Here is a 13,840-nt window from a genome sequence, read left to right as displayed (position 1 = left end):
TAGAATCATGAAAAAAAGACAAATTATTTTAATCCTTTTATTCGTAACAGGAATTATGCAAGCACAAGATCGCCCGCAACCAAAACCAGGAAACTCACCCGTAGTAAACATAAAAAAACCACAAACCTTTGTTTTAGCAAATGGTATGAAAGTTTTAGTTGTCGAAAATCACAAACTACCAAGAGTGAGTTTTAATTTAACACTAGACAACGCTCCATTTGTAGAAGGAAACAAAAAAGGAGTAGATGAACTAACAAGTAGCTTAATTGGTAACGGAACCAAAAAAACAACCAAAGAAGCTTTTAACGAAGAAATAGATTTTTACGGAGCAAGCATCAACTTTAGTTCACAAGGTGCTTTTGCTAGTTCGCTTTCTAAATATTCAGGGAGAATCCTTGAGCTTTTAGCCGAAGGCGCATTACAACCTAATTTTACCCAAGCGGAATTTGATAAGGAAAAAGCAAAAATACTAGAAGGCCTTAAAGCCGATGAAAAAAGCGTTCCCGCAATCGAAGGCAGAGTTGTTGATGCATTAGCATTTGGAAAAAATCATCCTTCGGGAGAATTTATTACCGAGCAAACTATAAAAAATGTAACTCTTGCTGACGTTGAAACTAATTACAGAAATCACTTTGTTCCCGAAAACGCTTATTTGGTAGTTATTGGAGATATAAAATTCAAAGAAACTAAAGCCGCTGTAGAAAAGCTTTTTGGAAAATGGGAGAAAAGAACACAACCAAAAGAAACCTATCCTAATCCTGTAAACGTTTCTAATCTTCAAATTAATTTTGTTGATGTTCCAAATGCGGTACAATCAGAGATAGCATTAGTGAATACTGTAAATTTAAAAATGGGTGATCCTGACTTTTTCCCAGCAGTAATAGCAAATCAAATTTTAGGAGGTGATTTTAACAGCTACTTAAACATGAATTTACGTGAAGCTCACGGATGGACTTATGGCGCTAGCTCAGGCTTAGGCAGCGGAAAATACACTACTAAATTTAAAGCTGCTTCTGCTGTTAGAAACGCCGTAACTGATAGTGCCGTAACTGAATTTGTAAAAGAGATAAAAAGAATCCGAGCTGAAAAAGTTTCTGATGAAATCTTAAAAACAGTTAAAGCTGGATACATTGGTAGATTTGTAATGCAAGTTGAGAAACCTCAAGCTGTTGCCAGATACGCATTGAATATCGAAACAGAAAATCTTCCTGCAGATTTTTATGAGAAATACATCCAAAACATAAATAATGTAACCGCTGATGAAGTACTTCGAGTAGCCAACAAATATTTCTTAATTGACAATATGAGAATTGTAATTACAGGAAAAGGCTCTGAGGTTATTCCTGGCTTAAAAAAACTAAATATTCCTATCAGCTATTTTGATAAATATGCTAATCCAGTAGAAAAACCAATATTAAAAAAAGAAGTTCCTGCCGGAGTAACTGCTAAAACTGTTTTTAGTGATTACATAAAAGCTATTGGTGGAGAAAAAGCCGTTGCCTCTGTAAAAACAATTGCAATGCTAGGATCAACTACAATCCCTCAGGCTCCTTCTCCTTTAAGCTTCACTTCTAAGATGGATGCAAAAGGAAAAATGATGGTTTCGCTTGCTATGGGACCTATGAATTTAATGAAACAAGTTGTTAACGAAAAAGGAGCTTACATCGAGCAACAAGGACAACGAAAAAATCTTGAAGGAAAAGACCTTACAGACATGAAAGCTAGTGCAGTTCCGTTTGAAGAATTACAACTTTCTAAAAAAGAAGGATTAACAATAGATCATATCGAGCCTATTAATAACAGCGATGCTTATGCGATAAAAGACGGTAAAACAACTTATTTCTATGATACAAAATCAGGATTAAAAGTTGCTGAATCTAAAATAGCAGAACAAGCTGGGCAGACCGTTACACAAACCACTAATTTTGGCGATTATAAAGAAGTAAAAGGAGTTAAAGTTCCTTTTAATATCGTTCAAAATGTAGGTTTTGAATTAAACATCAAAATGTCTGAAGTAAAAATCAACGAAGGAGTTTCTGATGCTGATTTTCTTTAGAAGGTTCAAAGTACAGAGGCTCAAAGTGACAAAGGTTCTGATCCCGAAGCGTCGGGACTGAGATTCTGAGTTGCTAAGGCTCTAAGATTCTAAAGGCTTTGTCAAAGTTTACACTTTGACAAAGCTTTTTTTTATGCAGTTTTTTTGTGAGACTGAGCATAACTGAAGCCCGCAATCTTGTCATAGCCCCGATAGAAGTGGAAATCCTTTTGTGGCGGTCCCGAGGCTTCGGGAGCCATAAAAGATTGCAACGGATTGCTTCACCAGTTCGCACTTTCAGGCTCGGGTGCGGGATTAGCTTCTAAAAATAACAGAAACCTAAATAACATTTCACAAACAAATTTTACTTCTTCGCCGACAGATAAACCCCTATTAAAACAATAAACGCGCCCAAAAGCTGAATTGGTGTAAGTAGTTCATTATCCAAAAAACCCCAAAAGAAAGCTACTATAGGAATTAAATACGTTACTGAAGTTGCAAATACTGGCGATGACATTTGTATCAATTTAAAAAACAAAACATTCGCAATTCCTGTTCCTACTACTCCAAGGATAATTATATACAAAATTGAATTCTGTACTTTATCATCATACATTACTTCACCAAAGCCTGTAAAACTCAAAATTACAATTGCAGGAATCAATAATACTGCAAAGTTTCCTGTAGTAATACTCAGCGAACTTAAATCAGACAAATACCTCTTAATCAAGTTTACATTTATTGCATAACAAAGGGAAGCTATCACAACTAAAATAGCATAGTAATAATTTTGCTCCGGATGACTCATTGCTCCATTAAAAACCAAAAGCAAACATCCTATTAAACCAATAAAAACACCAAAGATTTGTCGCCTCTGAAACTGAATTCCAAAAATAACAGCTCCAATTACCAATGTATTTAATGGTGTAAGCGAATTTAATATTGCCGTAATCGAGCTATCAATTTCAGTTTCGGCAATAGCAAAAAGATAAGCAGGTGTAAAAGTTCCAAAAACAGAAGTCAATGCAATATACTTCCATTGCCCTAACGGAATTTTAGCCAGACTCTTAAAACCAACCAAAAACAAAAATAAGGATGCAAAAATAATTCGCAATGAACCCAATTGAATTGCGGTTAAACCAACAAGTCCCTTTTTTATCAATATAAAAGAACTTCCCCAAACCAAGGCCAATACCGTTAAGTAAACCCACTTCAATTGTCTTGAATCCATAATAGTTGTTTTACTGCAAAATTGTAATAAATTTATGAATTCCTCACTCGTTTTTTATTAATTTTGCAAACAAATCCTGTTGTAAACTATTAAAACAAAACAATATGAAAATCGTAAAATCAATCGCAGCTTTAGCAATTGCAAGCCTTTTGTTTATAAGCTGTAAAAAGAATGAAACAGAAGAAATTAAGCCAGTAGCTACAACTGAAGCAGCTGCTCCAAAAGTACATAAAGAAATTGCTGCTCAAAACGTGCAAACTGCAAGTTTTAATATCGAAGGAATGACTTGTGCAATGGGATGCGCTAAAACTATCGAAAGCGAATTATCTGACTTAGATGGCGTACAAGAAGCAAAAGTAGATTTTGACAAAAAAACTGCTACTGTAACTTTTGACAAAACTATTCAGAACCCAGAAAACTTAACTAAAATAGTTCAGGCTACTGGAGACGGAAAAACATATAAAGTTTCGAATATGAAATCGTAATTCCAACGATTTTTACCACAAAAAAAGAAGAGCATTCATAACGAATGCTCTTTTTTTATAGTTCTATTTTTCTCTACTTCCACTTAATAGTTTCCATTAAATGCTGCATATCGTTTTTAATATAACTCGCAGCTGGCATTATCGAATCAAAATTAGGCTTAGCATAAAAGTAAACTGAACCTGTTACAAAGTGCTTAATACTATCTGTGATGTAAAATTGAGAGTTTGTAGCCGCGTTTCCATCAACTTGATAAAACATACCGTATAATTTTTTATCAGGGTTTAAATAAGGCTGTTCTAATATATCATCCGCTTTTATAACATGCTCATACGTTAACTTTTGAGCATCTTTCAATAATTTATTAATATCACCATTTACTGGTTTATACGTAAGATAAATAGTTGCTTTCATTTTTGGATACGAAATCGTGAATCCACAATCCTTTTCCCCTTTTATAACTGCTTCTGCATTCATTTCAAAAGCAAACGGACATTGGTTTTCAAAATTCACATATTTAGCTTCCGCGTAGTCCAACCTTAAATAACTCGCTGGTTTAGGCACAACATCGTCTTTACAACTAAATACAGTTATCGTCATTATAAAAAGTACGATTATGGCAATTGATTTTTTAAGCATTTTATTATTCTATTGTTACTTTTATTTGTTTTATTCTTTTGCTGTCCACAGCTTCTATTGTAAAAGTACAGTTCTGGAAAGTGATTTTTTGATTCTTCTTAGGAAAGTTCCCTATAATCTCCAAAATAAAACCACCTAATGTTTCAGCTTCTCCTTTTTGTATCTCAAACAAATCCTCATTAACATCAATGATTCTGTAAAAATCTTTTAAATTTATTTTCCCTTCAAACAAGTAATTCTTATCATCTATCTGAGAGAAATTAATATGTTCATCATCAAATTCATCACTAATATCTCCTACTATTTCTTCGATTACATCTTCTAAAGAAACTAATCCCGAAGTTCCGCCATACTCATCAACAACAATTGCTAAATGGCTTTTCATACTCTGAAAATCTTTTAATAAGTTATCTAACTTTTTATTTTCTGGCACAAAAAACGGTTCTCGTATAAGCGTAACCCAATCAAAATCTTTTTGATCTATATAAGGAAGCAAATCCTTAACAAACAAAACTCCTTCGATCTGATCAATATTATCACGATAAACCGGAATTCTAGAATATCCTTTTTCAATTATTTTAGGATAGATAGCCGCAAAAGACTCTGAAATTTCTAATGCAAAAATATCAATTCTAGGGCTCATTACTTGTTTTGTGTCGGTATTTCCGAAAGAAACAATTCCTTCTAATATTTTTTGTTCTTCTGTTGATGTATCATCAGAGTCCGTAAGCTCTAATGCCTGCGACAACTGACCTACCGAAAAACTAGTTTTTTGTTTCCCTAATTTGTTATGCAAATAAATAGTTGCAGAACGCATTGGTAAACTTACCGGAGATAGCAACTTGTCTAATATAGCTATTGGGTACGCAACTCGCTGTGCAAATTTAAGATTATTGCGACTCGCATATACCTTAGGCAAAATCTCACCAAACAATAATATTAAAGATGTAACCAGGATTACCTCTAGAATAAATTTTAAAACCGGAGAAATAACTGCGTCAAAAATATCTCTACCTACAAAAGAGAATAAAATAACAACTCCAATGTTAATGAAGTTATTGGCCACGAGCAATGTCGCTAAAAGTTTTTTGGGTTTATCCAAAAGATTAGAAATGATTCTTCCTTTGGACACGTTTTCTTGTAATGCTTCGTCTATCTCTTTTTGAGACAGCGAAAAAAGTGCTACTTCGGCACCAGAAACAATGGCCGAACAAAAAAGTAAAATAAAAATTCCAACAAAACCAACAATCAGATTGGTATCTAAGGCGCTTGCAACGTATAAACTGGGCTCTGGGTCCAAATTAAAAAGAATTAGTTAAACAATCAAAATGGCAAATCATTTATAGGCAAGCCATCATTTGAAGCATCAAAGTTAGTGTTTTTTGATGATTCTGAAGGAGGATTTTGTTTCTGATTCTCTGTCTCTTTTTTAGTTGTTAAGAAAGTGAACTCAGTTACCTGAATCTCGGTTGTATGCTTTGTCGAACCATCTTCGGCTTGCCATTGACGGGATTTTATTCGACCTTCGATATAAATTTTATCTCCTTTAGATAAATATTTTTCACAGATTTCTGCGGCTTTATTCCGAACCACCAAGTTATGCCACTCTGTAGAAGTGATTTTCTCATTGGTTGTTTTATTTATATAAACCTCATTAGTTGCTAATTGAAATCGTCCAATGCAATTTCCGCCATCAAAATAATGCATTTTTACATCGTCACCTAAATGACCTATTAACATCACTTTATTTAATGTTCCGTTCATGGTTTATTATAGTATTTCTATCAAAGATACATTTTTTTAGAAACTTATTTATTCTGATTCGATAAAATTATGAATCACAATAGGAAATGGATATGTTTTTAAATCCTGAGCATTAATCCCATTTACAATCGTCTCTTTTAACTTTATCTTCCAAAATTTGATATACAAATGCTGGTGCGACAACTTATGAATTATACTTTTCGGATTACACTCTTCTATACCTATAATAGAATACTCCCTGAAAAAGTCCTCCTGAACACGCATCGAAACAAAATCGAAATCTTTTTCGACATCCGTTTCTAACAGCGGGAACTCATACAGATTATGCCAAATTCCTTTAGCAATTCGTTTCTGCAAAACCGTATTACCCAATTCATCCTCTACAACCAGATAATTAAAATATCTATTAGTTACTTTTAGTTTTTTAGATTTTACCGGCAACTCACTTACTTTCTTCTTTTGCAAAGCCACACAACTATCATCAAAGATACAAATGGAGCAATCCGGACTTTTAGGCACACATTGTAATGCTCCAAACTCCATTATAGCCTGATTAAAAATTGCGGGATTATCTTTTGGCATTAGCTCATAAGCCAGAGCTGCAAATTCTTTTCTAGCCGAAGCTGCTGCAATATCAGTTTCTATATCGAAGTAACGTGATAAAACTCGAAATACATTTCCGTCGACAACAGGAACAGCTTCATTATAAGAAAATGATGCAATTGCCGCTGCCGTATATTCCCCTACTCCTTTTAGTTTTAATAAATCATTATAGCTCCCAGGGAAGACTCCATTTAATTCATTAGCGATAAATTGTGCTGTTTGATGTAAATTTCTTGCACGAGAATAGTACCCTAATCCCTGCCAAAGTTTCAAAACTTGCTCTTCATCGGCTTTAGCCAAATCAAAAACAGTAGGAAATGCTTTTGTAAAAGACAAAAAATAAGGCATTCCTTGGGCTACTCTTGTCTGTTGAAGCATTATTTCTGATAGCCAAATGGGGTAAGAATCAGTGGTATTACGCCATGGTAAATCGCGTTTATTTTGTAAATACCATTTTATCAATTGTTTAGAAAAACTCATCATTAAATATTAGACAACAAAAGTAAAAGTTTATGTAATTAAAATTTAACGAATTAGCTTGAATATTTGTTTTTTTAATTCCTATATTTGCAAACTCAAAAAATAGTATACCATTATAAATAGGAAAGAAAATGACGAAAGCAGATATCGTAGCGAAAATTTCAGAAAAATTAGGTCTTGAAAAAGGTGACGTTCAAGCAACTGTAGAGACTTTTATGAATGAAGTAAAAACTTCATTAGAAACTGGAGACAATGTTTATTTAAGAGGGTTTGGTAGTTTTATTGTAAAAACCAGAGCTGAAAAAACTGGAAGAAACATTTCTAAAAACACCACTATTAAAATTCCAGCACACAACATTCCTGCGTTTAAACCTGCAAAAGTTTTTGTAGAAGGAGTAAAAATCAATAACGAAGCAAAATAATACTATTAATTAATCATAAAATCGATAAGATATGCCAAGTGGTAAAAAAAGAAAGAGACATAAGGTAGCAACGCACAAACGTAAAAAAAGAGCGAGAGCTAACCGCCACAAAAAGAAAAAGTAGTTTTAAACTACTTTTTTCTTTTTAAACGTTCATTGAAATTTGGGAAATTTCAAAAATTCCAAAAATTAAAATCCAAAATCCAAAAATTGAGAAATTAATCTTGATTCTATTGGAATTTGGAGTTTTAAAATTGAGATTTAAGTTTCCCTCCCGGGTTCAATACCTGTTAAAAAATATTGTTTAATCCATCCTAACAATTCAGTTATGAGTTATACGTTATGAGTTTAAGAGTTGCAAAAACTATGAACTGAAAACTGTTAATTGAAAACTAAAAAGTTCGGATAAAAATTTACAAATGAATAAAGAATTAATCATTAGATCAAGTTCTGATTTCGTAGATTTTGCCTTATTAAAAGATGGAAAACTAATTGAATTACACAAGGAAGAAGAGAAAAGCAATTTTCAAGTTGGTGATATTTTTATAGCCAAAATACGAAAACCCGTTGCTGGACTTAATGCTGCTTTTGTAAATGTAGGCTTCGAAAAAGATGCCTTTTTACATTATCACGATTTAGGACCTAACTTAGCTTCCCAACTGAAATTCATAAAACTTGTAAGCGCAGGTAAATTAAAAGATTTCTCCCTAAAAACCTTTCAGTTTGAAAAAGAGATTGATAAAGACGGCACCATTACTGATATTTTAAGTGCTAATCAATCTGTTTTAGTACAAGTCGTAAAAGAACCAATATCTACTAAAGGTCCAAGAATTAGTGCAGAACTATCTTTGGCTGGACGTTTTATTGTTTTAGTTCCTTTTTCTGACCGTGTTTCTATTTCACAAAAAATAGAAGACAAAAAAGAAAAGGATCGCTTAAAAAAACTTGTATTATCGATCAAACCTAAAGGATTTGGTGTTATTGTTCGTACAGTAGCCGAAGGCAAAAACGTAGCCGAATTAGAAAAAGATTTGCAGAACCTGCTTAGCAGATGGACTGCAATGTGTAAAAAATTACCAACTGCTCATCATCCATCCAAGGTATTAGGAGAACTCAATAGAGCTTCTTCAATATTAAGAGATGTATTTAATGATACCTTTAGTGGTATTCAAATTGATGATGAAGAGTTGTACCATCAAACGAAGGATTATCTGCAAGAAATTGCACCTTCAAAACAATCGATTGTTAAGTTTTATCAATCAAATGATACTCCAATTTTCGAGAAATATAATATAGAGAGACAAATCAAAACTTCATTTGGCAGAACCGTTTCCATGAGTAAAGGGGCTTATCTTATTATCGAACATACTGAAGCTTTACACGTTATAGACGTAAATAGCGGAAACCGTTCTAATAAGGCCACTAATCAAGAAGACACCGCCATGGAAGTTAATATGATTGCCGCCGCTGAAATTGCCAGACAATTACGTTTGCGCGATATGGGTGGAATAATCGTAGTTGATTTTATTGATATGTCTAATCCTGAAAATAGGAAAGTCTTGTTCGACTTCTTGCGAGAAGAAATGAGCGACGATAAAGCAAAACATAAAATCTTACCGCCTAGCAAATTTGGATTAGTCCAGATTACAAGACAAAGAGTAAGACCCGAAGTAAACATTAAAACTAGAGAAGAAGATCCTAACAATGAAAATGGCGAAATTGAAGCGCCAATTTTAATCATTGATAAAATTTCATCTGATTTAGACAGACTTTTAAAAACCCACAAAAAAGTTGTGCTTAACACACATCCATTTGTGGCTGCATACCTCAGTAAAGGTTTTCCATCAATACGTTCAAAATGGTTTTTTGAACATAAAAAATGGGTGAAAATCATACCTCGTGACGCTTACACGTATTTAGAATACCATTTCTATGATAAAGATGGAAATGTTATTAAAGAATAAAACAAGAAACCGCCTTTCGTCCCGATAACTATCGGGAGACTGGCGGTTTTTTTGTGCTTATAAATTAGCAACCAAATCATTTATAAATATTTCAAAAATACTTATAAATTAAAGTATTTTTCCTACATTTGTTTTAAATTTAAAGTAATAAAATCAACTGAAAATTGCATCCAATGGAACACTTAAATGCTATTATAAAGAAGATTACCACGTATTGTTCTTTAATCGTTTTTATATTATTCGTATCCAAAACATCTGCTAAAAACGACACTATTAATGATAACTATTTAAAAACCAATAAATTACAACTAAAAGAGTATCCAGAAGACAAAGATGGTGAATTGTTAACAGGAGAAGCAAAATGGTATAACACCAACAATACTCTCCTGAACTCAAGAGATTTCAATTACGATAACAATTCTCCTAAATCTAAAATTCTACAGTGGCCTATCATTTATTTAGGATATTCTATTGCAACCAAAAGTCAAGTTACTGGCGGGCTGGAGCTTTGTTTAGATTGTAAAGAAGGGAATAAGTTCTTTATTGGTTTAGGATATGGTGTTACGAGTTACGATCGCGAGTATTATAGCTTGCCAGATATCCATTTATCCTATAATATCCAGAATTCCTTTTTCTTAAAAGCTGGTGGATCAGATAAAAATGCATATGCCCTTGCTGGACTTTCATTTTTAAACATGATGGATTTAGGTTTGGGCTATTCTATACCTTTTAACCGAGAAAAATCTCCAGTTATTAAAGGCTTAACTTTAGGTGTCACTTTTAGATACTCACATAACAAAAATGTATATGGTAAACTAAAGATGTTTTAATTTTTACTCCCTCACAACCTCAACTCTTCGTCTAATTTCATTTCCTAATTCATCTACAACTGTAACATAATGGAATCCGGCTGTCATTACAATGGGTTTTTCATGAAAGACTTTAGTAACGCCTTTATACACATTATCTACATACCAAAACAACTGACTTTCTCTTTGTGAATATGCCACTTTAAAAATCACTGGCTGTATTTCGCTATTAAAATTTTTGGTTAAATAGATTTTACTATTGGCTTTAGGATAAATAAAATCCATTGCAGCCGTTTGTGTTCCAACGCAATTATCTCTAAATGGCGGTAATGGCATGTATTCTATATGCTTGCTTTTGTAATACCAAGCCATAACTGGCGGTAAAACAAACCAATTTTTTACAACCATATTCTCAATACTCTCGCAACTACTATTTACCTGAAATTTTTCTGTTTGATCCAAATGTACAATTTTATGATACGGACAAATAGAAGTCGTTTTTCCTTTTCGGGCAACCCATTGTTTTATTTTAGGACAACCATCTTTGGCCAAGTGTCCGCTTAAACGACAAACCTCAACCTCATCTAAATCTCCATAAGGTGTTGTAAACCATTTTTGCCTTGGTAATAAATTAAATACATCAAACAAAATTGGGGCTGCGCTTGTAACCCCTGTTAACGTTGGTCTCCCCTCGCCAGTTGCATTTCCTACCCAAACACCGACCACATATCTGGAATTTGTTCCTATTGCCCAAGCATCGCGATTACCAAAACTTGTGCCCGTTTTCCAAGCTATTTTAAGCGAACTATCATAAAATTTCCAAGCTTCATCTCCTTCAGGTCTGTTTACCTCTTCCATGGCGTTATACGTTAACCAAATTGAGCCCGCGCCCAAGATGTTCTTCTGCGTACTTTCGTCGCCAAAATCAGGCTCAAAATCGTTTTCATAATTTAGTTCAGTAAATTCGTTTGTTCGATACTTACCATTGCTTTTATTAAAATAATTTATTGTCGAGGACATACTCGCATAACTACGACATAAATCCCATAAATTACTTTCGGCTCCACCAAGAATAAGCGACAATCCGTAATGATCTGGCGGTTTGGAAATATTTCTTAATTTGAATTTTTGCAGTTCCTCATAAAACTTATTTACTCCAAAATCCTGCAACATAAGCACCGAAGGAATATTAAGCGAACGTGATAAAGCACGGTGTGCTGGTACAGCTCCATCGAATGTTAAATTAAAATTTTGAGGTGTATAGCCAGCAATTTGCGTCGGTACATCGGCAACCAGAGTATTGGGTAATATCTCACCATCATCGAGCATTGCTGCATATAATAAAGGTTTCAAAATACTTCCTGTACTTCTTGGCGCATCTATAATATCAACATCTTTTTGATGATCTCCATCTGTTGGAGAATTCCCTACATAACTTATCACATTTCTGTTAGAAACATCAATTACTAAAATTGCCAGATTATTAACTTCGTTCTGTTTGTATTGATTGTAATAATATTTTGCGATTTGGTTTACTCTATTTTGCAAAGCAAACTCAACAGTAGTTTTTACTCTCGTTCCTTCTTGATTTTTAGCCACGCGCTGTAATAAATGTGGTGCTATTTGTGGCAAATCATAAGGCTTTTTAGGCAAAGGTTCTTCTATCGAAAGTTCATAGGTTTGCTTATCAATAATACCTTCCTGATTAAGCTTACGCAAAAGACGATTCCGTTTCTCTAATAATTTTATCTGATTCTTTCCCGGATAAATTAAACTCGGCGCATTTGGCAAAACCGCCAAAGTTGCATTTTCTGCCCATGATAATTGATTGGATTTTACTCCAAAATATCTCCATGAAGCCATTTCTAATCCAACAACATTTCCTCCAAAAGGAGCATGTGCTGCATATAATTCCAAAATTTCATCTTTAGAATATCCTAACTCCAATCTTGTTGCAAGAATAACCTCGACTAGTTTTTCAAAATAAGTTCTACCTTTTCCTTTTCTTGATAATCGAATTACTTGTTGTGTAAGTGTACTTCCTCCTCTTACAACTTTTCCTGCTTTCCTGTTTTGCTTAATAGCATTGACCATTGCAACAGGATTAAATCCAGGATGCTTATAGAAATATTCGTCTTCAAAATATACTATACACTTCTTGAATTTATCAGGAACACTATCTTGCGCAGGAAAACGCCATTGTCCGTCACGTGCAATCTTCGCCCCTAATAATTCTCCTTCCTTACTCTCAATAACTGTAGAATAGGGTTCTTGAAATAATGTTCGTGGCAACGAAAAATAATAAATCACCACTAACAAAAATGCTAGTAGTGATTTTATTTTATTCTGTTTAATCCAATTTATAATGCGTTGAAGGAACGCTTTTAATTTATTTTTCAAAGTAATCTTTTAGTATCCTAACAGGTTTTTAAAACCTGTTAGGTATATATTTTTCAGTTCTTATTTTTAATACTTTTTCTTCTATTTCTAGAATACCTTGCAAGCTTCCAATACCTTTTAGATATATTCTTTAGTTCTACTTTTAATCTCTCCCATAGCTAACAGATACCTAACAGGTTTTAAAAACCTGTTAGGAGAACTCAACGGATTTTTCTATTCATCACTTAAATTTACATCATTGATTACTCCCTCATAAACAATCCTTCTTTCATTATGACAAATTTTAAAATTATCTAAACCATCAAATAATTCGAGAATAGATTCTCTATCAATACTTGTTAGCTTTTCGGACAAATAAGAACGATATGATGAATGCAAATAAGAGTCGAAATATTCTGTAAATTTATGCTTAAGAGGATTCAAATGAACATATATAATTAATTGTCTCAAATACTCTTCATCTTCTATTCTGTTCCTTTGTAAATGTTCTTGAAATAAACTTCCTGTTCTATTATAAGCTTTATTAATACTTTTAGAATAAGCATTAAACAAATTTGAAAATGGCAGATGAATCTTCTCTTTTGATTTTTCAGATAAATTACTTTCATCTTTTATCCTTAAAACAATATGAAAATGGTTTTTCAGCAAACAATAGGCATAAATATCCGCTATTGGTAAAATATACTTTTTTACTTTTTCCAGAAAATAATTATAATTCTTTTCTTCTATAAAAATATCTTCTTTATTATTTCCTCTGTTATAAATATGATAATATTGTCCTGCTTCAAAAATATCCTTCTTCACCTTCTTCAATTTTATTATCCTAACAGGTTTTAAAAACCTGTTAGGTATACTTTAATATTTAATTATCTGTCTTTCCTAACTAATTTTAGAAACTTGTTAGGCATACTTTAACGGCTCTTGATTCTAATATTCGTTCTCTCATTCCTATATACCTAATAATACCTAACAGGTTTTAGAAACCTGTTAGGATATGAAATCGAACAGAA

Annotated in this window: 12 protein-coding genes; 5 read left to right on the top strand and 7 right to left on the bottom strand. The window is 33.1% G+C overall.

Annotated elements, in window-relative coordinates; all coding sequences use genetic code 11:
* Positions 1-7 precede the first annotated feature (7 nt).
* A complete protein-coding gene (locus AC3IPI_RS08405; protein WP_489158381.1) occupies positions 8-2,056 on the top strand; it encodes a M16 family metallopeptidase in 2,049 nt (682 codons plus the stop codon).
* A gap of 343 nt (positions 2,057-2,399) precedes the next feature.
* On the opposite strand, the gene AC3IPI_RS08400 is transcribed toward AC3IPI_RS08405, so the two are convergent.
* A complete protein-coding gene (locus AC3IPI_RS08400; RefSeq protein WP_039116941.1) occupies positions 2,400-3,266 on the bottom strand; it encodes a DMT family transporter in 867 nt (288 codons plus the stop codon).
* 104 nt (positions 3,267-3,370) lie between these two features.
* On the opposite strand from AC3IPI_RS08400, the gene AC3IPI_RS08395 reads away from it, so the two are divergent.
* Positions 3,371-3,751, top strand: a complete 381-nt coding sequence (locus AC3IPI_RS08395) for a heavy-metal-associated domain-containing protein (RefSeq protein ID WP_039112424.1) — start codon at positions 3,371-3,373, stop codon at positions 3,749-3,751.
* Positions 3,752-3,824: 73 nt separating this feature from the next.
* On the opposite strand, the gene gldD is transcribed toward AC3IPI_RS08395, so the two are convergent.
* The 4 genes from gldD to mutY are packed head-to-tail and all read right to left on the bottom strand — an operon-like array spanning position 3,825 to position 7,235.
* Entirely contained in the window at positions 3,825-4,388 is a 564-nt protein-coding gene (gene gldD / locus AC3IPI_RS08390; RefSeq protein ID WP_039112425.1) for a gliding motility lipoprotein GldD, read from the bottom strand.
* A gap of 4 nt (positions 4,389-4,392) precedes the next feature.
* Positions 4,393-5,688 carry a gliding motility-associated protein GldE gene (locus AC3IPI_RS08385; protein WP_489158378.1) on the bottom strand — a complete coding sequence of 432 codons (1,296 nt, stop codon included), beginning with the start codon at positions 5,686-5,688 and terminating at the stop codon, positions 4,393-4,395.
* Positions 5,689-5,711: 23 nt separating this feature from the next.
* Positions 5,712-6,152 (bottom strand): single-stranded DNA-binding protein, encoded by a 441-nt coding sequence (locus AC3IPI_RS08380; RefSeq protein ID WP_039112427.1) that lies wholly within the window; start codon positions 6,150-6,152, stop codon positions 5,712-5,714.
* A 48-nt stretch (positions 6,153-6,200) separates the two neighbouring features.
* The gene (gene mutY, locus AC3IPI_RS08375) at positions 6,201-7,235 is read right to left on the bottom strand and encodes an A/G-specific adenine glycosylase (protein ID WP_489159221.1); all 1,035 of its coding nucleotides are present in this window, start codon (positions 7,233-7,235) and stop codon (positions 6,201-6,203) included.
* A gap of 131 nt (positions 7,236-7,366) precedes the next feature.
* Between mutY and AC3IPI_RS08370 the strand changes: the two genes are divergently transcribed.
* The 3 genes from AC3IPI_RS08370 (at position 7,367) to AC3IPI_RS08360 (ending at position 10,451) form a co-directional block, all read left to right on the top strand.
* Complete coding sequence (locus tag AC3IPI_RS08370; protein ID WP_039112429.1) at positions 7,367-7,657, top strand: HU family DNA-binding protein; 291 nt, start codon at positions 7,367-7,369, stop codon at positions 7,655-7,657.
* A 419-nt stretch (positions 7,658-8,076) separates the two neighbouring features.
* A complete protein-coding gene (locus AC3IPI_RS08365) occupies positions 8,077-9,621 on the top strand; it encodes an Rne/Rng family ribonuclease (RefSeq protein WP_039116937.1) in 1,545 nt (514 codons plus the stop codon).
* A gap of 173 nt (positions 9,622-9,794) precedes the next feature.
* Complete coding sequence (locus AC3IPI_RS08360) at positions 9,795-10,451, top strand: hypothetical protein (RefSeq protein WP_489158375.1); 657 nt, start codon at positions 9,795-9,797, stop codon at positions 10,449-10,451.
* A gap of 3 nt (positions 10,452-10,454) precedes the next feature.
* Here the strand turns inward: AC3IPI_RS08360 and pbpC are convergent, their stop codons facing one another.
* Positions 10,455-12,830, bottom strand: coding sequence for a penicillin-binding protein 1C (pbpC, locus tag AC3IPI_RS08355; RefSeq protein WP_489158373.1), 2,376 nt, complete (start codon positions 12,828-12,830; stop codon positions 10,455-10,457).
* Positions 12,831-13,043: 213 nt separating this feature from the next.
* Entirely contained in the window at positions 13,044-13,634 is a 591-nt protein-coding gene (locus AC3IPI_RS08350; RefSeq protein WP_489158371.1) for a transposase, read from the bottom strand.
* Positions 13,635-13,840: the final 206 nt, after the last annotated feature.

It is taken from the genome of Flavobacterium sp. GL_143 (assembly GCF_057834355.1).
This window is presented reverse-complemented; position numbering and strand designations above follow the sequence as displayed.

Coding starts and splice junctions, on each gene's coding strand:
- AC3IPI_RS08365 (WP_039116937.1), top strand. CDS start 8,077: ATGAATAAAGAATTAATCATTAGATCAAGTTCTGATTTCGTAGATTTT.
- AC3IPI_RS08360 (WP_489158375.1), top strand. CDS start 9,795: ATGGAACACTTAAATGCTATTATAAAGAAGATTACCACGTATTGTTCT.
- AC3IPI_RS08395 (WP_039112424.1), top strand. CDS start 3,371: ATGAAAATCGTAAAATCAATCGCAGCTTTAGCAATTGCAAGCCTTTTG.
- gldD (WP_039112425.1), bottom strand. CDS start 4,388: ATGCTTAAAAAATCAATTGCCATAATCGTACTTTTTATAATGACGATA.
- AC3IPI_RS08405 (WP_489158381.1), top strand. CDS start 8: ATGAAAAAAAGACAAATTATTTTAATCCTTTTATTCGTAACAGGAATT.
- AC3IPI_RS08370 (WP_039112429.1), top strand. CDS start 7,367: ATGACGAAAGCAGATATCGTAGCGAAAATTTCAGAAAAATTAGGTCTT.
- mutY (WP_489159221.1), bottom strand. CDS start 7,235: ATGAGTTTTTCTAAACAATTGATAAAATGGTATTTACAAAATAAACGC.
- AC3IPI_RS08400 (WP_039116941.1), bottom strand. CDS start 3,266: ATGGATTCAAGACAATTGAAGTGGGTTTACTTAACGGTATTGGCCTTG.
- AC3IPI_RS08380 (WP_039112427.1), bottom strand. CDS start 6,152: ATGAACGGAACATTAAATAAAGTGATGTTAATAGGTCATTTAGGTGAC.